This is a genomic window from Sphingobium trunci, from assembly GCF_022664535.1.
GTDB lineage: Bacteria > Pseudomonadota > Alphaproteobacteria > Sphingomonadales > Sphingomonadaceae > Sphingobium.
In genome coordinates, this window is sequence record NZ_JAKUJY010000010.1 from 75,216 (window position 1) to 96,437 (window position 21,222).

23 protein-coding genes and 1 tRNA gene are annotated in these 21,222 nt (G+C 64.7%); 14 read left to right on the forward strand and 10 right to left on the reverse strand.

The window, feature by feature from the left end; translation table 11 throughout:
* Positions 1 to 137 precede the first annotated feature (137 nt).
* Positions 138 to 1,202, forward strand: a complete 1,065-nt coding sequence (locus tag MJ601_RS11155) for a fatty acid desaturase family protein (protein ID WP_242126336.1) — start codon at positions 138 to 140, stop codon at positions 1,200 to 1,202.
* 69 nt (positions 1,203 to 1,271) lie between these two features.
* On the opposite strand, the gene lptG is transcribed toward MJ601_RS11155, so the two are convergent.
* Together lptG and lptF are read right to left on the reverse strand one after the other, a co-directional pair.
* The gene (gene lptG / locus MJ601_RS11160; protein WP_242126338.1) at positions 1,272 to 2,375 is read right to left on the reverse strand and encodes an LPS export ABC transporter permease LptG; all 1,104 of its coding nucleotides are present in this window, start codon (positions 2,373 to 2,375) and stop codon (positions 1,272 to 1,274) included.
* Positions 2,376 to 2,378: 3 nt separating this feature from the next.
* The gene (gene lptF / locus MJ601_RS11165) at positions 2,379 to 3,602 is read right to left on the reverse strand and encodes an LPS export ABC transporter permease LptF (protein WP_242126340.1); all 1,224 of its coding nucleotides are present in this window, start codon (positions 3,600 to 3,602) and stop codon (positions 2,379 to 2,381) included.
* A 130-nt stretch (positions 3,603 to 3,732) separates the two neighbouring features.
* Here lptF and MJ601_RS11170 point away from each other — a divergent pair, with 130 nt between their 5' ends.
* Entirely contained in the window at positions 3,733 to 4,227 is a 495-nt protein-coding gene (locus MJ601_RS11170) for a DUF2141 domain-containing protein (protein ID WP_242126342.1), read from the forward strand.
* Positions 4,228 to 4,235: 8 nt separating this feature from the next.
* Positions 4,236 to 5,204, forward strand: coding sequence for a diacylglycerol/lipid kinase family protein (locus MJ601_RS11175; RefSeq protein ID WP_242126344.1), 969 nt, complete (start codon positions 4,236 to 4,238; stop codon positions 5,202 to 5,204).
* Positions 5,205 to 5,405: 201 nt separating this feature from the next.
* On the opposite strand, the gene MJ601_RS11180 is transcribed toward MJ601_RS11175, so the two are convergent.
* Positions 5,406 to 6,254 carry a class I SAM-dependent methyltransferase gene (locus tag MJ601_RS11180; protein WP_242126346.1) on the reverse strand — a complete coding sequence of 283 codons (849 nt, stop codon included), beginning with the start codon at positions 6,252 to 6,254 and terminating at the stop codon, positions 5,406 to 5,408.
* Positions 6,255 to 6,295: 41 nt separating this feature from the next.
* On the opposite strand from MJ601_RS11180, the gene MJ601_RS11185 reads away from it, so the two are divergent.
* The 5 genes from MJ601_RS11185 to MJ601_RS11205 all read left to right on the forward strand — a co-directional run bounded on the left by MJ601_RS11185 (position 6,296) and on the right by MJ601_RS11205 (position 8,764).
* Entirely contained in the window at positions 6,296 to 7,036 is a 741-nt protein-coding gene (locus tag MJ601_RS11185) for a ComF family protein (protein ID WP_242126348.1), read from the forward strand.
* Positions 7,037 to 7,080: 44 nt separating this feature from the next.
* Positions 7,081 to 7,338, forward strand: a complete 258-nt coding sequence (gene grxC, locus MJ601_RS11190; RefSeq protein WP_242126350.1) for a glutaredoxin 3 — start codon at positions 7,081 to 7,083, stop codon at positions 7,336 to 7,338.
* Positions 7,339 to 7,343: 5 nt separating this feature from the next.
* On the forward strand, positions 7,344 to 8,174 hold the full coding sequence (locus tag MJ601_RS11195; protein WP_242126352.1) for a carbon-nitrogen hydrolase family protein: 831 nt from the start codon (positions 7,344 to 7,346) through the stop codon (positions 8,172 to 8,174).
* Complete coding sequence (locus tag MJ601_RS11200; protein WP_242126353.1) at positions 8,171 to 8,653, forward strand: DUF1178 family protein; 483 nt, start codon at positions 8,171 to 8,173, stop codon at positions 8,651 to 8,653. The genes MJ601_RS11195 and MJ601_RS11200 overlap by 4 nt, the downstream gene beginning before the upstream one ends.
* Positions 8,654 to 8,687: 34 nt before the next feature.
* Positions 8,688 to 8,764 (forward strand) — tRNA-Arg (locus tag MJ601_RS11205).
* Between the two features lie 73 nt (positions 8,765 to 8,837).
* Here MJ601_RS11205 and MJ601_RS11210 read toward each other — a convergent pair.
* Positions 8,838 to 9,065: a tautomerase family protein gene (locus MJ601_RS11210; protein WP_242126355.1), complete on the reverse strand. Its 228-nt coding sequence runs from the start codon at positions 9,063 to 9,065 to the stop codon at positions 8,838 to 8,840.
* A gap of 130 nt (positions 9,066 to 9,195) precedes the next feature.
* Between MJ601_RS11210 and MJ601_RS11215 the strand changes: the two genes are divergently transcribed.
* Entirely contained in the window at positions 9,196 to 9,876 is a 681-nt protein-coding gene (locus tag MJ601_RS11215) for a winged helix-turn-helix transcriptional regulator (protein ID WP_242126357.1), read from the forward strand.
* A 160-nt stretch (positions 9,877 to 10,036) separates the two neighbouring features.
* Here the strand turns inward: MJ601_RS11215 and MJ601_RS11220 are convergent, their stop codons facing one another.
* From MJ601_RS11220 to MJ601_RS11245, 6 genes are all read right to left on the reverse strand, one after another.
* Positions 10,037 to 11,263, reverse strand: coding sequence for a S8 family peptidase (locus MJ601_RS11220; RefSeq protein WP_242126359.1), 1,227 nt, complete (start codon positions 11,261 to 11,263; stop codon positions 10,037 to 10,039).
* Positions 11,260 to 11,919: an anti-sigma factor gene (locus MJ601_RS11225; RefSeq protein ID WP_242126361.1), complete on the reverse strand. Its 660-nt coding sequence runs from the start codon at positions 11,917 to 11,919 to the stop codon at positions 11,260 to 11,262. The genes MJ601_RS11220 and MJ601_RS11225 overlap by 4 nt, the downstream gene beginning before the upstream one ends.
* Before the next feature lie 7 nt (positions 11,920 to 11,926).
* Complete coding sequence (locus MJ601_RS11230; RefSeq protein ID WP_242126364.1) at positions 11,927 to 12,520, reverse strand: RNA polymerase sigma factor; 594 nt, start codon at positions 12,518 to 12,520, stop codon at positions 11,927 to 11,929.
* Between the two features lie 89 nt (positions 12,521 to 12,609).
* A complete protein-coding gene (locus MJ601_RS11235; protein WP_242126366.1) occupies positions 12,610 to 13,359 on the reverse strand; it encodes an SDR family NAD(P)-dependent oxidoreductase in 750 nt (249 codons plus the stop codon).
* A gap of 72 nt (positions 13,360 to 13,431) precedes the next feature.
* Entirely contained in the window at positions 13,432 to 15,651 is a 2,220-nt protein-coding gene (locus tag MJ601_RS11240; RefSeq protein ID WP_242126368.1) for an amylo-alpha-1,6-glucosidase, read from the reverse strand.
* A 9-nt stretch (positions 15,652 to 15,660) separates the two neighbouring features.
* Positions 15,661 to 16,755 carry a glycosyltransferase family 4 protein gene (locus MJ601_RS11245; protein WP_242126370.1) on the reverse strand — a complete coding sequence of 365 codons (1,095 nt, stop codon included), beginning with the start codon at positions 16,753 to 16,755 and terminating at the stop codon, positions 15,661 to 15,663.
* A gap of 278 nt (positions 16,756 to 17,033) precedes the next feature.
* Between MJ601_RS11245 and MJ601_RS11250 the strand changes: the two genes are divergently transcribed.
* The 5 genes from MJ601_RS11250 (at position 17,034) to MJ601_RS11270 (ending at position 21,219) form a co-directional block, all read left to right on the forward strand.
* Positions 17,034 to 17,573, forward strand: a complete 540-nt coding sequence (locus MJ601_RS11250; protein ID WP_242126372.1) for a 3'-5' exonuclease family protein — start codon at positions 17,034 to 17,036, stop codon at positions 17,571 to 17,573.
* Positions 17,574 to 17,678: 105 nt separating this feature from the next.
* Positions 17,679 to 18,119, forward strand: a complete 441-nt coding sequence (locus MJ601_RS11255; RefSeq protein ID WP_242126374.1) for a hypothetical protein — start codon at positions 17,679 to 17,681, stop codon at positions 18,117 to 18,119.
* Complete coding sequence (locus MJ601_RS11260) at positions 18,116 to 18,826, forward strand: response regulator transcription factor (protein ID WP_242126376.1); 711 nt, start codon at positions 18,116 to 18,118, stop codon at positions 18,824 to 18,826. The genes MJ601_RS11255 and MJ601_RS11260 overlap by 4 nt, the downstream gene beginning before the upstream one ends.
* Positions 18,827 to 19,019: 193 nt before the next feature.
* Complete coding sequence (locus tag MJ601_RS11265; protein ID WP_242126379.1) at positions 19,020 to 19,718, forward strand: carbonic anhydrase; 699 nt, start codon at positions 19,020 to 19,022, stop codon at positions 19,716 to 19,718.
* Between the two features lie 4 nt (positions 19,719 to 19,722).
* On the forward strand, positions 19,723 to 21,219 hold the full coding sequence (locus MJ601_RS11270) for a SulP family inorganic anion transporter (RefSeq protein WP_242126381.1): 1,497 nt from the start codon (positions 19,723 to 19,725) through the stop codon (positions 21,217 to 21,219).
* The last annotated feature ends 3 nt before the right edge of the window (positions 21,220 to 21,222 follow it).

Sequence of the window (21,222 nt, forward strand, 5' to 3'; positions counted from 1 at the left end):
AGCGGGAGTATTTGGGGAACAGCAGTTCGACGCTTGTTTCCCGAATGTCAATCGGGACATGAGCGGATGGCCCCGAATGACGAAATCGTCATGTTGCTGCCCCAATTGCAGCGCATTTACACTTTAGGAACCACGGCATGACTGTGCATGATCCCTTGATTGCCGCCGCGTCGCGGACCAAGAGCGCGATCCCAGACGACGCGGCGATGCTGCGTGCGGCGGCGGACCTGACGCGCGAACTGTCGACGGCCAGGCCTTCCATCTACTGGCCCGACATGCTGCTCTCGGCACTTGTCGGCTATGCGGCGCTGGCCGGAGCGATCCTGAGCGATGGCGTCCCGATGGTGGCTCTCGGGCTGGTGGCGATGCTGGCGCTCTATCGCGCGGCAAGCTTCATCCATGAGCTGACCCATATCCGCAAGGGCGCGTTGCCGGGATTTCGTCTGGGCTGGAACCTGATCGTCGGCATTCCGCTGCTGATCCCCTCCTTCCTCTATGAGGAGGTGCATACCCAGCATCATGCGCGTACCCGCTACGGCACGGCCAATGACCCGGAATATCTGCCGCTGGCGCTGATGAAGCCCTGGTCGCTGCCGCTGTTCATCCTGGTCGCGTCGCTGGCGCCGGTCGGGCTGATCCTGCGCTTTGCCGTGCTGACGCCGCTGGGCCTGCTGGTCCCGCCGCTGCGCCGCAAGGTGGTGGCGGAATTTTCCGCGCTGTCGATCAACCCGGCCTATCGCCGCCGCGCGCCGGAGGGCGAATTCGCCCATATGTGGTTCTGGCAGGAAGCGGGCGCCTCGCTCTTCGCCCTGGCATTGGTGGGCAGCGTGTTTGTTTTCGGCTGGAAGCCGCTGCTGACCTATATGGCCGTCCATTCGGCGATGACCGTCATCAACCAGTTGCGCACCCTGGTCGCGCATCTCTGGGAGAATGAGGGCGATGCGATGACGGTGACGGCGCAATATCTGGATTCGGTGAACGTGCCGCCGCCTTCGCCGCTGGCGGCGATCTGGGCGCCGGTGGGCCTGCGCTATCATGCGCTGCATCATCTGCTGCCCAGCGTGCCCTATCATGCGCTGGGCACCGCGCATAAGCGGCTGATCGCCACGCTGGCGGCGGACTCGCCCTATCATCGCGGCAATTATGGCGGCATGTGGCCACTGGTCGGGAAGATCGCCCGCAGCACGATGGTTCGCCGCTAAGCCCGCTCATGTTCGCGCAGAGGCGCGCAAGACGCAGATAATTCTGCATCCTCTGCGCGAACCCGATCGCTACTCCTCGGTCCGGAACAACACCGTCTCGCCGACCAGCAGGAACAGGAGGAACGGCGCCCAGGCGGCGAGAAAGGGCGGGTAGGCGCCCAGATTGCCCATGGCGAGCGAGAAATTGTCCGCCACGAAATAGGCGAAACCCAGCGCCATTCCCAGCACCGCGCGCAGGAAAAGCTGGCCCGACCGGGCAAGGCCGAAGGCCGCGACGGATCCCAATATCGGCATCAGCAGCGCGGACAGCGGTCCCGAAAGCTTGTGCCACAGGCTGCCTTCCAGTTCCGCCGTCGGCCGCCCGGCATCATGCAGGTTGCTGATCGCCGCCTGCAACTGGCTGAAGGTCAGCGCGTCGGGATCCACCTTGGCGAGCGTGAACTGGTCGGGCCGGATGTCGTGGCCGAAATGCACCGTGCCGATCTGCCGCTCCGTCCCGCGTGCCACGTCGAACTGGCGGGCGCCTTCCAGCACCCAATTCCTGGCGACGGGGTCATAATGGCCCCTGGGCGCCTGGATGATGGTGGTCAGCCTGTTGTTGATGCGGTTGAAGATCTCGACCTTGCGCAGTTGGACGGCCGTGCCGCGCCCGGCGACGATGGCCGCGCTCACCAGATTGTTGCCGTCGCGCACCCAGGGATTGGCCTTGATCCCGCTTTCGGGGGGCAGGGGGCCATATTCCACCGCCTGCCAGGCCGAAAGCCGGGCGGTGGAGCGCGCCACGATCCGTTCGTTGAAGGCATAGCTGATGACCGCCACGCCCATCGCCGCCGCCAGCAGCGGCGCCAGGATCTGGTGCGCGGACAGCCCGGCCGCCTTCATCGAGATGATCTCGCTGTTCTGGTTCAGCGTGGCCAGCATGATCAGCGTGCCCAGCAGCACGGAAAAGGGCAGGAACCGGGCCACGATCTGTGGCGCCCGCAACGCGACATAATGCCATAATTGCGCGTCGCCATTGCCCGCATAGGCAAGGATGTCGCCCGATTCACCCAGCAGGTCGAGCGTCTGGAGCACCGCGACCAGCATCGCCAGCACCGCGAAGGTCCGCGTCAGGAACAGCCGGGCCATGTACCAGCTGATCTGGCGCGACGGGAAGAAATTGAACTGATGCATGGATCAGGCGGCTCCTTCCGCCGGAGCTTCCGATAGGGAGGGGCGCCGCCGCACCAGCCGCAACAGGCGCGGTATCTGCTTGGCGACCTTGGCAAAGGCATATTCGAGGGCGGCGATCGGCTGGCCGCCGGGGCGGTGCGCGATCACATGATACATCCACAGGATCACCCCCGCGAACAGCAGGAACGGCCCCCACAGCGCGATGATCGGGTCGATCTTGCCCAGCGATCCCACGCCCTGCCCATATTCGTTGATCTTGTGATAGGTCACGATGAACACGATCGAGAGGAACACGCCCAGGGCCGAGGTGGATCGCTTGGGTGGAATGGCGAAGGCCAGCGCCGCCAGCGGCAACAGCATCATCATCGCCACTTCGACCATGCGGAAATGGAAATTGGCGCGTATCTCGTTGCGCAGCTTGTCCGGCGTGGCGGGATCGTGGCCGATCATGACCAGTTCGGGGATGGTCTTTTCCCGGTCCACGTCGCGGCCGCGGAATTTCTCGATCTGCGGCAGGTCGATCGGCAGGTCGTGGCTGGAAAAGGACAGGATTCGCGGCGATTTATATTTGGGGGCGTTGTTCACCAGCACGCCGTCGCGCAGGCGGAAGATGATGGTGTCGGGATCGTCGGTGGCCAGGAATTCGCCCTGCGCCGCCGTCACCGCCACGGTCTGGCCGTCCTTGCCGATGGCGCGCACGAAAATCCCCTGCAGATTGCGGCCCTCGTCCAGGCTGCGTTCGATCCGCATGGTCATCCGCTTGCTGAGATTGGTGAACTCGCCCACCTTGATCGATGCGCCCAGCGCGCCCGAGCGCAGCTCGAACCGCAGCGCTTCATAGGCATGGCGCGACAGCGGCTGGACGAAGCCGACGATGCCGAAATTCAGCAGGGCGAGCGCGATCGCATAGAGATAGGGCACGCGCAGCAGCCGTCCGTATGACAGGCCGACCGCCCGCATCACGTCCAGTTCGGACGACAGGGCGAGCCTGCGGAAGGCCAGCAGAATCCCCAGCATCAGGCCGATGGGAATGCCCAGCGACAGATATTCGGGCATCATGTTCGCCAGCATCCGCCACACGACGCTGACCGGCCCGCCCTCCGCCGCGACGAAATCGAACAGGCTCAGCATCTTGTCGAGCACCAGCAGCATGGCCGATATCACCAGCGTTCCCAGCAGGGGCAGGGCGATCAGCCGGGCGATATATCTGTCGGTGGCGGTCAGCATTTCTCTATGTGGTCGTCCCATCACCATGATTTGGCCGCAAACCCTGCCCATATGCGAGTCAGGTAAGTTGCGGGGCGAACAGGGGCTCGCCGTCCGGTGTCATCGGGCGGCTATAGCTTCACGGAGTTGGATGGTCATGTTCAAAGTTGCAATGGGTCTGTTGCCGGTGGGGGCCTTGTTCGCCGCCGCCCCGGCTATCGCCCATGGTATGGAAATCGGCAACGATCTGGAACGCTGTTCCGCTTCCGCCCGGGGACCGGCGGTGCTGGTCGACGTGCGCGGCTTTGCCGCCGCGACCGGCACGGTGCGCGTGCAATCCTATCCCGCCACCAAGGCGGCCTGGCTGGCCAGGGGCGAATGGCTCAACCGCATCGACGTGCCGGTCAAGGCCAGCAATGGCGCGATGCGCTTCTGCATGCCGGTTCCCGCCCCCGGAAAATATGGCATTGCCGTGCGCCACGATCGCGACGGCAATGGCAAGACCGACATTTCCCGCGACGGCGGCGGCTTTTCCAACAATCCCTCGATCAGCATCTTCAACCTGGGCAAGCCGGGGGTCGAGAAGGCCGCCTTCTATGCGGGGCCGGGCGTGACGAAAATCACCATCAACCTCAAATATATGTGATCTGATCCATGGTTCGCGTGGCGCTTCTGTCCAATCCCAAATCGACGGGCAACCGGCAGACGCTTCCGCGCGTGCGCAGCTATTGCGCCAACAACCCGGACATTTTCCACTATGAGGTGGAGCATGTCGACCAGATCGGCCGGGCGCTCCAGACCATCGCCCGGGTCGATCCGGTCGTCATCGTCATCAATGGCGGCGACGGCACGGTGCAGGCGGCGCTGACCGAGCTCTATCAGGGCGAGCATTTCAAGGGGCGCGTGCCCCCGATCGCGGTGCTGCCCAATGGCAAGACCAACCTGATCGCCCTCGACCTCGGCATCCATGGCGATCCGATCAAGGCGCTGGAAAGGATCGTCCAGATCGCCAAGGCGGGGGTCGACGACCATGTCGTCGCCCGCGAACTGATCGCCCTGTCCGACGGCAGCGCGGAGGCGCGGCCGGTGCTGGGCATGTTCCTCGGCGGGGCGGGCCTTGCCGACTATATGCTCTATTGCCGCAACCAGATCTATCCGCTCGGGCTTTCCAACGGGATCAGTCATTTCCTGACGGTGATCGCGGTGCTGATTTCGCTGCTTTTCGGCATACGCGCCCGGTTCCTGCCGCAATCGAGCCATCCGGTCCGCATCTCGCTGATCCGCGAAGGCCAGATTGCGGGCAGGTTCGCCGTGCTGATCGTGACGACGTTGGAACGGCTGCTGCTGGGCGTTCAGCCGGGCGACAGCCGGCGCGGCAATATGAAGCTGATGGCGGTGGACCAGAATCTGCCCGCGCTGCTGCGCCTCGTCTGGGCGAGCGTCACCAGGCGCGTGGGCAAGTCGCAGGTGCAGGGCATCCATCTGGAACAGGGCGACGTGATCCGCATCGAGGGCGATCACAGCAGCGTCATCCTGGACGGCGAACTGTTCGAGGCGTCCGAGGGCAAGCCCATCGTCCTTCGCTCGACGGAGCCGGTGCCGTTCCTGCGACTGGCGGCCTGACGGACAGCTTTTGAAGGAAGGCGAACCTTTCTTCTCCCCTCCCGCGGGCGGGAGGGGCCGGGGGTGGGCCAGCCGCACAAGCGGCATTTTCCCCTGTCCTACAGCCCATCTTCCGCGCTAATGCCGCTTCGGCTCCCTGAAAGAGCGAATATCGGAAAAAACGGCGCTTTTTCGCCCCTTCATCGTGTCACCTGTGTCACCCTAATGCCGGGGTTTCAGCGCCTGCGCCAATGACATGGTGGCGCTGCCCCGGCGGGCCGGTTGGGCCTGACTGGGATCGGGTTTCCAGCCGCTGAGATAAAGGATCGCCATCTGTTCCGCCGTTCGTCCATCGCTGTCGGCAGCAGCGGCAAAATGCTCCGCTGCGGCGACCAGCGCCTCCCGGCGCAGCGCGGGTGGCCGCGAACGCAGCACATTGCCCGCGCCCATGCCGCGCAGATCATGCATCAGCCGCAGCATGTCGCCATACCGCACGGTCAATATATCGCCATCGGCCACCGGCATGGTGAAGCCCGCCCGCGACAGCAGGTCGCCCGCCGAACGCACATCGACCTGCGGATGGATATGCTGACCCGGCCGCTCGCCTTCGCCCGCCATCAGCGCCGCCCGCAATCGCGGCAGGGTGCCCGCGCCGGTGAAGGCCGCCAGCATCAGCCCGTCGGGACGCAGGATGCGCCGCATCAGGATCAGCGCGCCCGGCAGGTCGTTGACGCTGTCCAATGTGCCGCAGGCGATCACCAGATCGAAGCTGTCGTCGGCGAAGGGCAGGGCGTCCTCATCCGCCTGGACTCCTCCCTGCGCCCTCGCGGCGGCGAAACCGGGGTCGGCGCAGACCACGCTCTTGCCCGTCGCCTCCAGCGCGGTCCTCGCGCGGCCGTCAGGGCAGCCGATCAGCAGCACTTCACTGAAATCGCGCTGAACATCGGCCAGCCGATCCAGCAATTCATCCAGCATCGCGCGGTAGAGAAAGTCGTGATCGGCGAACCGCGCCAGCATCCGGTCGCGCCGCTTGCCGCGCAGGGTACGGTCGAAGATGTCGGGGTTGGTCATGGCGGGCCTTGTGCATCGGCGAAGGAGCGGGAACAAGGGAGATGATGTCGCTTTCGCCGCTTCTCAAGACCGTGCTGCGTCCGGCGCTCGATTATGCCCTGCCGCCGCGTTGCCCCGGTTGCGGCGTCATCGTCGATGCGGACGATGCCTTCTGCCTGACCTGCTGGAGCGGGATGCGTTTTCTGGGCGCACCCTGCTGCGCGCGCTGCGGCGTGCCGTTCGAATTCGACCAGGGGGAAGGTGCGGAGTGCGGCGCATGTCTGGCGGATCCGCCCCCGTTCGACAGCGCGCGGGCGGTGCTGGCCTATGGCGATGTGGCGCGGGCGGTGGCGCTCCGCCTCAAATATGGGCGGCGCATCGGCCTTGCCCGGCTGATCGCGCGGCAGATGGCCCGGCGGGTGCCAGTTCTGGATGGAGCATTGATCATGCCGGTGCCGCTGCATCGCTGGCGGCTGTGGTGGCGGGGGTTCAACCAATCCGCGCTGATCGCGCGTCATCTGGGACGGCTGACCGGCCTGCCGGTCGACCAACATGGCCTGGTGCGCACGCGCCGGACCCAGCCGCTGCGTGGCATGACGCCCAGGCTGCGCGCGAAGGCGGTCCGCGGCGCCTTCGCACTGGCACCTGGCCATGGGGTCAGGGGCAGGGCGGTGTTGCTGATCGACGATGTGCATACCAGCGGCGCGACGGCCGCCGCCTGCGCCCGAACGTTGAAACGCGGGGGTGCGGCGAGTGTTCATCTGTTGTGCTGGGCGCGGGTGCTGCCCGACGCTGCCGATTGACAAATGCGTGCCGAGCCACAATTTCGGCGGTCAAGGAGTGAATAATGGCGAAGGTCGAAATCTATACCAGGGCCTGGTGCGGCTATTGCGCCAGGGCGAAGTCCCTGCTCGATCGCAAGGGCGTGGCGTTCGAGGAATATGATATCACCATGGACGGGGCGAAGCGCCAGGAGATGCTGGATCGCGCGCAGGGCGGAGCCACCGTGCCGCAAATCTTCATCGACGGCCGTCATGTCGGCGGCAGCGACGATCTGACGGCGCTGGACCGGCGGGGCGAACTCGACCCCTTGTTGGGATTGTAGGACGGGTGCGCGCCGCGATCTTCCAGATGACAAGCGGGATCGATCCCGCCGCCAATGCCACCGCGATCGTGGACATGGCCGTGCGGGCGAAAGGGGAAGGGGCGGATATCCTCTTCACCCCCGAAATGGCGGGCTATCTGGACCGTGACCGGCAGCGTGCGGCCGCGACCCTGCGACCTGAGGCGGAAGATCCGGTTCTGGCCGCGGTGCGCGATGCTGCGGCAAGGCTGGGGCTTTGGATTCATCTCGGCTCGCTCCCGCTCAAGGATGAGCGCGCTGATGGCCGCTGGGCCAATCGCAGCTTCATGATCGACGCGAGCGGCGAAGTCCGCGCCCGATATGACAAGATCCACCTGTTCGACGTCGATCTGGCGACAGGGGAAAGCTGGCGCGAATCGTCTGTCTATGGCCCGGGCGAGCAGGTCGTTGCAGTCGATACGCCCTGGGCGCGCATGGGACTGTCAGTCTGTTACGACATGCGTTTCCCCGATCTCTACCGCGCGCTCACCAACGCCGGGGCAACCGTGTTGCTGATGCCGGCCGCCTTTACGGTGCCGACGGGCAAGGCGCATTGGCACATCTTGCTCCGCGCGCGGGCGATCGAGGCGGGTTGCTTCGTGATCGCCGCCGCACAGACCGGACATCATGGCGATGGCCGCAACACCTATGGCCACAGCCTGATTGTTGACCCATGGGGGGACATTGTCCTGGATATGGGCGAAAGCACGGGGCTGGCTCTTGCGGATATCGATCTGTCGCGCATAGAGGATGTGCGCGGGCGGGTGCCTGCGCTCGCCAACCGGCGATCATTGCCCATGGATGTGACAGTGTCGTGATCGTGTTCGACCTCAAATGCGAATCCCAAGGCCATGTGTTCGAGGCGTGGTTCGGTTCCAGCGCCGATTATGAGGATCAGAAGGCGCGGGGCCTGCTGGCCTGTCCGATGTGCGGAGACATGCAGGTGCGCAAGGCGGTGATGGCGCCAGCGGTCGCGCCCAAGGGCAACAGCCGCCCGGAAGCGCTGCCCGCGCCGGCCCCTTCGGACGGAGCCTCCATCGTCATGGGCGCGGGCGAGGAAGCGAAGATGCGCGAACTGGTGCAGGCGCTGGCCAGGGCGCAGCAAAAGGCGCTGGAGGATTCGGTCTGGGTCGGCCGGGGCTTTGCCGAGCAGGCCCGCGCCATGCATTATGGCGAGCAGGATCGCGCCAGCATCCATGGTGAGGTCGCGCTGGATGAAGCCCGCGCGCTGATCGCCGAGGGTGTGGAGGTTGCCCCCCTGCCGTTTCCCGTGATTCCGCCTGAAGCGAAGAATTGACCGCGCCGCTTCGACCGCATAGAGCCGTTTCCGGGCGCCCATAGCTCAGCAGGATAGAGCGTCGGATTCCTAATCCGAAGGCCACAGGTTCGAATCCTGTTGGGCGCACCATATTCCGCCAATCGGATTGTCCTTATGGATACGGCGCCTTCCATGCCAACCCAGCCATGGAAGGCGCACACATTCATGCGGGAACCGGCGTCGCCGCCAGCTTTTGCACGTCCTGCGTCGTCAGGGGCCGGCCGCCGATCGCCCAGTCGCCCGAGGCGATCTCGTTGATCTTGACCCAGGTGACGCCGCGCATGGCTTCGCCTTCCACGCGGATCATGGCGGCGGTGACTTCACGGATCAGGTCGGCCTTCTGCGCCGGGGTGAAGACGTCCTTGATGACGTCGATGGTGACGAGGGGCATTGGCGATCTCCTCTGGCTGTGGTCGCCAGGTCAGGATGGATCGGCGGAAGTGCGGCAGCCACTGTAAGAAGTGTAGCGGTCGCGCCGGACGTTCCATGATAGGCTCCCGCGCACAAGGGAAGGTGCGGGCATGGCCGAGGGCGGTTACAACCAGTTTTGTCCGGTGGCGAAGGCTTGCGAGCTGTTGCAGCCGCGCTGGACTCTGCTCATCCTGGGCGAGATGTGGTCGGGCTCGACGCGCTTCAACGATATTCATCGCGGCGTGCCCGGCATGTCGCCGACGCTGCTGTCGCGTCGCCTCAAGCAGATGGAGGCGAGCGGCCTGGTCCGCCGCGATGCCACCGGCTATCATTCGACGGCGATGGCGCGCAAACTGGAGCCGATCGTCCACGCCCTCGGCCAATGGGCGCACGAGAATATCGATTGCGAGGTCAGCCTGCGTGATCTCGACAGCCGGCTGTTGATGTGGAACGTGCGGCGCAAGATCGACCTCAGCCAGTTTCCCGACCGGCGCTGCGTCGTGCAGTTCATCTTTCCCGACCAGCCGGCGCCCGAACGCCACTATTGGCTGATCGCGCGGCCGGGCTGCGACACCGACCTGTGCGTCAGCGATCCCGGCTTTGCCGTCGACCTGTTCGTCCAAAGCGCGCTGAAAACCCTGACCAGCGTGTGGATGGGCTGGTCGCCGATCCGGCCTGCCCTCGAAGACGGCGATATCTACGTATCCGGCGACGCCGCGTTGAAAGCCTCGATCGAGCGCTGGCTGGTGTTGAGCAGTTTCGCCACCCCGGCCAGCGGCTCAGCGGATTGACTTTCTGTTTCGTACCCAAAACGATCGGTAGGGCTTTGGAAGGCCATGGCGTTGACATATTCTCATCATTACCTGGCGCGGCGCACCACTGACCTGCATTTCCTTCAATGCTCAGGGGCGGGCCGAATGACATACTGAAAGTCCGCTTTTACGGCGTAGTTCAATTGCGGTTCGCCGTCAGCAGATGGTCCGGGCAGCGTTCACGACATTCGGCCCCGCGGCCTTGAACCGATGCGAGCGTGTCTATCCCCGCTCCGGTTCCTGACCGGATGAGTTCCAGCCGCCTAGTCCGGCCCTGACGTTCCGCCATCAACGCCAACAGGCCGCTGACATGGGCGGCCGCATAGGATGTTCCATCGACCAAGCCCCAGCCGCCACCGGGGCGGGTCGCCGGTATATCCCGTGCGGGGGCCACATATAATTTTTGTTGCGATCCCGATATCGCGGAGCCTGCCACGGCGATCACGCCGGGGTGCGAAGCGGGGAATCCGCCGTTCGGAAGGTCGGGAGCATAGGCGGCGATGAAAGTGGCGCCGCGTGTCATCCCCGCATCCAGAAGTGCTGCCAGAAGCCGGTCGGATGGGCCGCCCAGGCTCATGTTGACGATGCGGCTGTCATGTTCGATCGCATAGTGCAGCGCTTTTGCAAGGCTGAAACTGTCGCATATGGCGGTTGCGGTTCCGCCTGCGGCTTGCGAGCATGCGCGCAGGCCCATCAGGCGTGCGCCTGGCGCCACGCCCACTATGCCGATCCCGTTGCCGCTCTTGGCCGCGATGATACCCCCTACCGCAGTGCCATGCCATTCCGCAGCAAAGGGACTGCCCGCGACGAAATTCACATTGGTGCTGACTTGCCCCGCCAGGTCGGGATGGTGCGGGTCGATGCCGCTGTCGATCACGGCCACGGTGACGCCCCGGCCGGTGGCGAGGCGATGCAGGGCGTCAAGATGCCAGAGCGTCCGGGCAGGCTGGGCGGCATAGAGCGGGTCGACCCCGGCCGGGGCCGTGCCCAACGTCTGATATTCGTGCATCGGTTGCGCCCATTCGACCGCGCTGTCCTTCGAGATCGCGTCGCTTATGTCCTGCGCCCCTGCGCCCGCGGGCAGGCGCATGACGAAACAATGCAGCCTGATGAGGGGCATCGCCCAGTCCGTGACCAGCGTCAAACGATAGGTCCGTGCGATGCGCCGGGCTTCGCGTGCGGCCTCACTCGCGCCGATCCGGTCGGAATAGCCGCTGCCATATGTTCCGTCGGCGCGAAAATGGGGTGCGGGAACGCGCACCATCACCAATATGCGGTCGTCATCGCCCGGCTGCGCGGCGCGGGCCGCGGGCGGCATCGCCGCCAGCAGGGCGATGCCCAACATCATGCGTAGCAGGCGGATCATCTGGGCGGGTCCGGCTCGATCGGTTGGGCCAGCAGGATGAAGGAGCGCTCCTGCAAGTCCCTGAGCGCGGCGTCGCGCCGATCCGGGGAGATATTCAGCACATAGGCTCCGGCGGCGGTCGGCCCCTCGACGATCCGCGCTCCGGCATGATCCAGCGCAAGGCGCATATCCTGTTCAACGGCGTCGGGCCGGAACATCACGATGGCATTGCCGCCGGGCCTGGCGGCCGGCGCGCCGAGCGACCTGTATTCCGCCCGATCCGCCATCGGGCGGAACGCCAGCACGGCCACGGCCAGCAGCATGATCTGCGCGCCGGCAAAGGCGCCCAGAACAGCCGGTCGCGCCATGTTGCGCCAGGCCTGGTGGAACCGTGGCTGCTTTTCCGGCCGCCGGACGTCATCCTGAAGATCCATGAGATCGGGGGCGAGCCGGCGCTGCAATTTTTCCCAGCCCAGATCGGCGTGGACCGGCAGCGCGGCTATTTCCTTTTTCAGCCGCGCCTCTTCGTCCAGCGCCGCCCGGCAGGCATCGCATTGGCACAGATGCGCCTCCACCGCGGCCGCATCGGATGCGTCCAGCTGACCGTTGACATACCAGGGCAGCAGCATCTGGGTGCTGCGATGGGGGTCGTCCCGAAGGAAGATGATGTCGGCCATGGCTGTGTCAGACCCAGTCGCTGAATTCGCCGGCCAGTTCCTGCCGCAAATGGCGCCGGGCGTGAAACATCCGCGTTTTCACCGTATCGACTGGGCAATCCATGATCTGCGCGATTTCGCGATAGCCCATCTCATGGAAATAGGTGAGGTCGACCACCGCACGATGATCGGCGGAAAGGCGGCTCAAGGCTTCGAGCAGGACCGTCTTGACCCGGTTTGCGCCGGCATGCTGCTCGGGCGAGCTTCCGGGACTGATCCGTTCCTCCCCGGCCTGATCCTCGATCGGGTCTTCCTGCTTGCGCAAGGCCATCATCGCCTTGCGATAGGCGATGGAAAACAGCCAGGTCGACAATTTGCTCCGGCCCGCAAAGCTGTCGGGGCGGTTCCACAAGACCATCAGCGTGTCGTCCAGCACTTCCTCGACCAGATGCGGCCGCCGCAGGATATGCAGCAGGAACCGGGCAAGCCGCGGCTGATAGCGTCGGTAGATCGTCTCGAACGCCTTGAGATCGCGGCGGCCGATCCTGGCGGCGAGGCGCAATTCCTCTCTGTTGCGCGCATCGCCGCCCTTGGCTTCCACATGATCTGCCGGCTCGATCATCCGTAACGGCGACTCCCTGGGTGCTTTCCCCCTGAGTGTGCGCCCGCCGGCGTCCGGTTCAAAATATTTTCATGTCCGGTGAAAGCGGATCATCCCTGCCTGGCGACCTGGAATCCGGCAAAGGACTGGGTGACCGGCATGAGTTCGATCCGGTTGAGGTTGAGATGCGGAGGCTGGGTGGCGACCCAGAAGAGGGTTTCGGCAATATCCTCCGCCGTCATCGGATGGGCGGAACCATAAAGCGCGTCGGATGCCGCCTGGCTACCGGTGCGGACCAGGGTGAATTCGGTTTCCACCATGCCCGGTTCGATCGAGGTCACCCGGACGCCCGTGCCATGCAGGTCGGACCGCAGGCCGAGCGAGAACTGGCTGACGAACGCCTTGGTCCCGCCATAGACATTGCCTCCGGCATAGGGATAGGTCGCGGCCACCGAACTGATGTTGATGATCGCGCCCTTGCGATCGATCAATTGCGGCAGCAGCTTGTGGGTGATGGTGACGAGGCCGGTGATGTTGGTGTCGATCATCTGCTGCCATTGCGCGAGATCGGCCTGCTGCGCCGGAGCGGTGCCCAGCGCCAGCCCGGCATTGTTGATGAGCAGGTCGATATCGGCGAAGCGCGGCGGCAGGCCGGCCAGCACCGCGTCCATGGTCGCGCCATCACGCATGTCGAAGCTGATCGCGTGCGCATGGTCCGCACCCAGTTCGCTCACCAGAGCATCCAGCCGTTCGGTCCGGCGTCCGGTAACGATCACTTTCCATCCCGCCGCCACGAAGCGTCGCGCCGACGCTGCACCGATGCCCGCGGTTGCGCCGGTGATGAAAGCGGTTCCTGCCATGCCTTGGGTCCATCCTTTAACTGCGATGGTCAGCGATTTAGGCAGGAATCGGGCGAAGCCAAGCGCCAATTGTCAGGCAATGGTCACCACGCGCGCGCTTCCGGTGCGGTCGAGCGGCTTGACCACCACCTTGTCGCCCATGCGATCGAAGGCGATATCGACGCGCGCTTCGCCCAATCGCAAGCCATGGAGCGTCAGTTCGTCCAGAAAGCGGGGAAGGGCAGGCTCCCGCAGGGAAATCTCGCCGCTGTCGACATCGAAACCGATGCCCAGGCTGGACTGGATCAGCGAGAGGGGGGCGGCGGCCGACCAGGCCTGGGGGCTGCAGGCTACGGGGTAGAAGGTCGGCCCCTGTGCCCGGCGCCGGGGGAAGCCGCAGAACAGTTCAGGCAGGCGCATCAGGTCGACATAGGTGGCGGCGGCGAACAGCCCTTCGAAAATCTGCGCCGCCTCGCGCCTGTAACCGTAACGTGAAAAGCCGGCCGCGATCATCGCATTGTCATGCGGCCAGATCGAACCGTTATGATAGCTCATCGGATTATAGCGTATCTCGGTCGAGGCGATGGTCCGGACGCCCCAGCCCGAAAAGGATGCGGGCGCCATCAGCGTCCGCACCACCGCTTCCGCTCGATCCTCCTGCGCAAGGCCGGTGAAAAGGACATGCCCGGCATTGGAAGAACGCACGCGGCATGGCCTTTTCTCGCCATCCAGCGCGATGACATAGGTGCCGATCTCCGCGTCAAAGAAAACGGCGTCGAACCGCAGGCGCAGTTCCTCCGCCTGTTTGCGGTAAGCCAGGGCCTTGGCCAGATCGCCCAGCGTCGCATGGATCGCCTCCGCTGCCGTCCAGGCGCCGTAGACATAGGCCTGCACCTCCGCCAGGGCGATCGGACCGCGCGCGATCGTGCCGTCGGCATGGAACACCGAATCATGGCTGTCCTTCCACCCCTGATTGACCAGCCCCTGATCGGTGAAACGCCCATATTCGACGAAGCCGTCGCGATCGCGGTCGCCATGGAGTTCGATCCAGTTCAGGGCGGCTTCGACATTCGGCAGAATGGTGGCGATGAAGTCGCTGTCCCCGGTGCGCTCCAGATAGGCGCCCGCCAGCATCACGAACAAGGGCGTGGAATCGATGCTGCCATAATAATGCCGGAACGGCACCTCTCCCAGTTCCGCCATCTCGCCATGGCGCACCTCATGCAGGATCTTGCCTGGTTCGGCATCGGCCGCCGCGTCGAACGCTTTTGCCTGATGCGCGGCGAGATAGCCCAGAACCCCTTTGCTGATCGCGGGGTCCAGCCACAGCGTCTCCAGCGCGGTGATGATCGCGTCGCGGCCGAAGACGGTGCTGAACCAGGGGATGCCCGCATAGGGATAGGGGCCATATTCGGTGTCTGTCGACAACATGGTGATGTCCGCCACGGACCGCCGTGCGACTTCATTGAAGAGCTGGTTGGAGGACCGCACCGTCGCGCCGCGGGACCGGGCCTGCCTCAGGGACTGCATGGATTCCCGCAGCGTCTTGAGAAAATGCTTGGATAGCGCACCGCTGGGCCTGTGGGTCCGCTGGCAGCAGATCTGGATATACAGGGTTCGCCGCTCTCCGGGCGGAACGGACACCTCGAACCGGGCATGATTGGCGGTCAGTCCCTGCGGCGCGGGATCGAAGCGCAAATGGGTTTCCCTTACCTTGCCGTCGCGCCCTTCATAGCCCAACAGCACCGCATCGGCCTCCACCACCGGCTCGCGCATCGTGCCGCGCCGGAGCCGGGTCATTCCGCGTATCTCGAACAGATCGGCGAAATCCGCGGCGAAGCTGATGTTCAGGCTGACGCTGTGCGCTTGGGTGTCGAAATTGCGGACGGTGATCCGTTCATGTACCCCGCCGCCCCAGAGAAAGCGGGTCCGGCGCAGATGAATGAGATCATGCTCCACCTCCATCCGTCCGTCCGCCCCCGTAAAGTCGGGGTTGGTCAGGTCGCAGGTCAGCAGCGCATTATCGTCGCGCAGGCCGGAACTCAGCAGCATGGGTCGGGTATCGTTGATGGTGAGGTAGAGATGCGACAGATGCCGCGTGTCGCGATGATAGAGTCCCTCGGGGCTGCCCGGCCCGGCGATGGCGTCGCCGCTATGGTCGAACACGGCGAAGCTGTCCCCATGTTTGAGCGTCCGGGGGCGCCGCTCATGCAGGGAGGCGGTGGCAGGAATGAAGAACTGCGTCTGTGCCTGCGAGAGATTCTGTCCCGGCTCCGTCGATGAAACGTCCGGTTGCAATTGGCTTGCCGACATGCCTCTCTCCTATCCTACCGCCTGAAGCCCCGCTTCCTCTCCGCGCAACCGGCGGAGCAGGGCCGCTTCGGTCCTGGCGCCGGGGAGACCATGATAAAGCTGGACATAATCGGCCGCCATCCGTTCTGCCGTGAAGCGTGCGTCAAAAGCGGCGCGCACGCGGCAACGGTCCAGATCGTCCAGGCGCCGAACGGCGTCGACGGCCTCGTCCTCGGTTTCGACGATGAAGCCCGACACCCCGTGCTCGATCACTTCGGGCACCGATCCGCAGCGGAAGGCGACCACGGGGGTGGCGCAGGCCATCGCCTCTATCATCACCAGCCCGAAGGGTTCGGGCCAGTCGATGGGGAACAGCAGGGCGCTGGCCCGTCCCAGAAAATCGGCTTTCTGGGCCTCGCCGATCTCGCCGATGAAGCTGACGTTCGGGAACCGCTGGATCAGCGGCGCGATTTCCTGTTCCCAGTAAAGGCGGTCCACCGCATCGACCTTCGCCGCGATGCGCAGCGGCAGGCCCGCGCGCGCGGCGATGCGGATGGCCCGGTCTGGCCGCTTTTCCGGCGATATCCGTCCCAAAAAGGCAAGATAGCCGTCGCTGGCCTGCGTTCGGGCGGGCAGCAGGCCGGAAGGAAGGCCGTGATGGATGGTCCCCGCCCAATTGACCGGTGGCATGGGCAGGCGCTGATGATCGGAAATCGACACGAGACTATGGTTGGGGAAAGCCCGGTAAAAGGCGGGCAGGTCGGGCAGGTCCAGCCGTCCGTGCAGGGTCGTCACCGCGCGACCGATGAAATCCTGCACCAGCGGCATGTGGAGCAGGTCGATATGGAAATGCAGCGCGTCGAACTCGTCCGCGCGGCGCCGCACCGCGTCCAGCAATATCATATGATAGGGTATGGGATCACGCACGGAAGGGTTCAGCCGCAGGGCCATTTCGGTCACCGGCACCAGTTCCGCCCCGGTCACCGAATCGCCGCTGGCGAACAGGGTCACGTCATGGCCTTGCCGGACAAGCTCCTCCGTCAGATAGGATACGATCCGCTCCGTTCCGCCATAGAGGCGGGGTGGCACGCTTTCGGCGAGCGGGGCGATCTGCGCGATTTTCATGGCCGGACATTCCTCCCTTGGAAATGCGCCACCACGGGTTCCACGACTTTGGCGGGGCGCAGGGTCTAAAAGCACCATGCGGTCAGGAGGTTGCGGTCTCTTGCTCCAGATTAAGTCGATTTTCCCCCGTCAGCCTCTTCTTCGGCTGATCGACGGAAAGGGGCCATCGGCATCATTTTTGGCGCCGCTGACTTCGGACTGACATAGTCGGGAGTCATGGAGGGCATAGCGAAAATCTGGTCGGCCGGTCTAAAGAAGGGCGGTCAGAACCTTGAAATATGGAGAGTAAATTGGCGATCCTCACGATCGATTTCGAGGCATCCTGCCTCCCCCGCCATGGCCTTTCCTATCCGATCGAAGTCGGCATTGCCGGGCAGGGCCGGGCGCAGAGCTGGTTGATCCGGCCGCATGAAGACTGGGCCGGATGGCACTGGTCGGCACAAGCCGAGCGCCTGCATGGCCTTACTCTCGAGCAGGTGGAACGCGAGGGACAGCCGGTCGAAACCGTGTTCACGGAACTGGTCGCGGCGGTCGAAGGGCACCATATGGTCGCCGACAGCCTGATCGACCAATATTGGCTGGAGACGCTGGCCGACGCGGCAGGACAAGCCACGCCCTTCATGATCGATCATGTCTCCTTGTTGCTGGACGAGCATGGCGCGGGCGAGCGAAGGATCATGGAAGCGGTCGCCTTTGCCGATGCCCGATATCCGGTTCGGCACCGCGCGGCGAGCGATGCGCTATGGCTGTCTTCCCTGCTGGATCATCTGTCCGGCCAGCCGGCGGCGGACCGCTCCGCACTGCTGCGCCTTGGCTGATGGAAAATGCTTGAGCAACAATTTGTAACGCTTGGCAAATTACGGAGACATTCAGGCTGCGTAAATCCGGATCGACCGTTTCCGGTTGTAAAGGAGAAAGCTCCCATGTTTCTCATTCTCGCATCGGGCGCCGCGGTGCTGGCCGCAGCGACGCCGATCCACAGCGCTGAAATCACCCATGCCTCCAACGCCTACACGGCCAGCTACCGGACGGAGTCCACCGTCCACTTCCGTGAAGTCGAATCGCGTTTCGCCAATCGTCCATCCTTGCCGGTGTGCCGCTGGCAGGCCGAACTGGTGGTGAACCGCGACGTCGCGGCGCAGGGCCGCCCGGTTGCGGCGGTCGCCAAGCCCATCCACCGTTTCGCGCCCCTCTCGGGCAGCCATGCCGGCAACTGCACGGCCGCGCGCAGCCAGATCGAGGCGGAAGTCGCCCGCTATTCCGCCGCCCAGTCGGATCACGCCGCCACTGTCGCCCGGCAGGATCGCGCTGTTCTGGTGAACGAACTTGACGGCATTCACGCGCTGTCCGTGAAAGGCGGATGAGCCCACCGCTCATTCTGATCGCCGAAGCCCAGCAGGAAGCGCGCCATGAGGTGCGCCAATCGCTGGAGGAAAGCGGGTTTCGGGCCCTGCCGGCCGCTTCGGCGAACGATATCTGGAATGCGATGGACAGCATGCCCGTGGGCGCGGTCGTGCTGGACGCCGCCTTGCGCGGCCCGGACGGCATGGACCTTTGCCGTGACGTCCGGGAACGCAGCGACGTGCCGATCATCCTGGTCGGCGCCAACAGCAGTGAGGTCGACCGGGTGGTCGGACTGGAACTGGGCGCCGACGATTATCTGGCCAAACCCTATTCGACCCGCGAACTCGCCGCACGGCTGCGCGCGGTTCTTCGCCGTGGGCGCAGCGAACGGGCCTTGGGTGCGCGGCGTCCGGCCGAGGCGCGCTTCGATGGCTGGGTGGTCGATTCCTCCCGCCGCGAAGTCACGGATCCCGACGGCGGGGCGGTGGAACTGACCGCAGCGGAATTTTCCTTGCTCCTTGTGCTGCTCGACCATCCGCAGGTCGTCATTGCCCGGTCCCGTCTCATGGAACTGGCCGGGGTCCGCGATACGCCTTCCTCCGACCGCAGCGTCGATGTGTTGATCAGCCGGTTGCGGCGCAAGCTGGGTCATGGCGGACGGCCTGCACCGATCGTCACGGTGCGGGGCGGCGGATATATGTTCGGCGCCGTCGTCGACCGGCGTTGAACAAGTCTTTTGTTTCTGAGCTATTGCTCTGTTTTTATTCAAAAATCAGACGGAACGATGCACCTGATCCGCTTTCGATCACTCAGACATATTATTTAACAAAAGCGCTGCGCCGCAGCAAAAACGCTTCCCTATCCTTCATCATCAAGGCCGGTGCCCCTGACCGGCCAGCACATAAGAAGGATGCAGTGACATGAACGAGCTTATCGGTCGCGTCTTCAGCTTCGAAAGCCAGGTCTTTCCGAACCAGAGCGCGCTCTACAATCGCCTTGCCAGCGACGGCCAGAGCCCCAAGGCGCTGATGATCTCCTGCGCGGACTCGCGCATCGTACCCGAACATATCATGCAGGCCGATCCGGGCGATCTGTTCGTCTGCCGCAACGCGGGCAATATCGTGCCGCCGCACGCGACGCAGAATGGCGGCGTCACCTCGACCGTCGAATATGCGGTGATGGTGCTGGGCGTGCGCGACATCATCGTGTGCGGGCACAGCGATTGCGGCGCGATGAAGGCGCTGTCCACCAATGCCGATCTGACGTCGATGCCCAATGTCGCCGCCTGGCTGCGTCACAGCCATGCCGCGCAGAAGGTCTGCCGCGAAAGCTACCCCGACGATCTGAGCGATGCTGAAAAGCTGCGCAACATGGCGCTGGAAAATGTCGTGGTGCAGCTTGCCCATCTGCGCACCCATCCGTCCGTGGCTTCAGGCATCGCCCGTGGCGAAATCGCGCTGCATGGCTGGTATGTCGACATTCATGCGGGTCAGGTGCTCGGGCTGGACGGCGAAACCGGCCGCTTCCTGCCGCTGCGCGAAGGTCAGCCGCTGCCTGTCGCGCTGCCGCACGCCAAGCGCCTTGCCGTGGATGTCGCCTACGCCCAGGCCGCGGAGTAAATCCATGCTCAAGGCATTTTCCGGCGGCACGTTCAGCCGCGACTTCACGGCGTCCATCGTCGTTTTCCTGGTGGCGATGCCGCTGTGCATGGGCATCGCCATCGCCTCCGGCGTGCCGCCGGAAAAGGGTCTGATCACCGGCATGATCGGTGGCCTCGTCGTCGGCCTGTTCGCAGGTTCGCCGCTGCAGGTCAGCGGTCCGGCGGCTGGTCTGGCCGTCATCGTTTTCGAAATCGTACAGAAACAGGGGCTGTCCGCCCTTGGGCCGATCCTGATTCTTGCCGGTGCGATACAGGTGGTCGCCGGTCTGCTGCGGGTCGGTGGCTGGTTCCGCGCGATTTCGCCGGCCGTGGTGCATGGCATGCTGGCGGGCATCGGCGTGCTGATCGTCGTGGGGCAATTCCATGTTCTGTTCGACGACAAACCCCTGTCGAGCGGCCTTGCCAATCTGGTTGCCATGCCAGGGCAGATTCTCGGCCTCACCCATCAGGATGCGGCGACCGCCTTCGCAGTCGGCCTCGTCACGATCGGTGGGATGCTGGGTTGGGAGAAATTCCGTCCGGTCTCGCTGAAGCTGGTGCCGGGCGCCCTGGTCGGCGTGGTGCTCGCGACGCTGGTGGCCTTTGCCCTCAGTCTTCCGGTGGCGCGGGTCGTGGTGCCGGAATCGATCCTTTCGGCCGTTTCGCTGCCGGAGCAGGGGCTCCTCGCGCAACTCACGAACCCGACCATCATCACCACTGCCATCGCCATCGCCTTCATCGCCAGTGCGGAGACGCTGCTTTCGGCTGCGGCGGTCGACCGCATGCATGACGGGGTTCGCACCAACTACAATCGCGAACTCAGCGCTCAGGGCGTCGGCAATCTGCTCTGCGGCGTGGCGGGCGCGCTGCCGATGACGGGCGTGATCGTCCGCAGCTCGGCCAACGTTCAGGCCGGGGCCAAGACCCGCCTGTCGACCATCCTGCATGGCGTCTGGATATTGGGCTTTGTCGCCCTGCTTCCCTGGCTGCTGCGGGAAATCCCCATGGCTGCGCTGGCGGGCATTCTCGTCGTGACCGGCGTCCGGCTGGTCAGCGTCGATCATGTGAAGCATCTCCTGCATCGTTATGGTCCGCTCCCGGCCGTGGTCTGGGCCGCGACGCTGGTCTGTGTCGTGGCGACCGACCTTTTGACCGGCGTTCTGGTCGGCATCGGCCTGTCGCTGCTGGAAATGCTGCCCCACGCCCGCCGCCTGCGGTTCGGCATGGAAGAGGAAAGCCGCGAGGATGCGCATGAAGTGGCGCTGCACGGGACCGCCACCTTCCTCAGCCTGCCCAGGCTTTCGGCCAGGCTGGAATCGGTTCCTGCCGGCCGCCTCGTCATCCTCAACGTCGAGCGGCTGGGCCATATCGATCATACCTGCGCGGAAATGGTTCGCGAATGGGTCGATCGGCGCCGGGGCACGGGCGCAGAGGTCGAACTGTTCGGCGCCACCGGCCGGATGCGTCATCTGGTCGCCTGACCT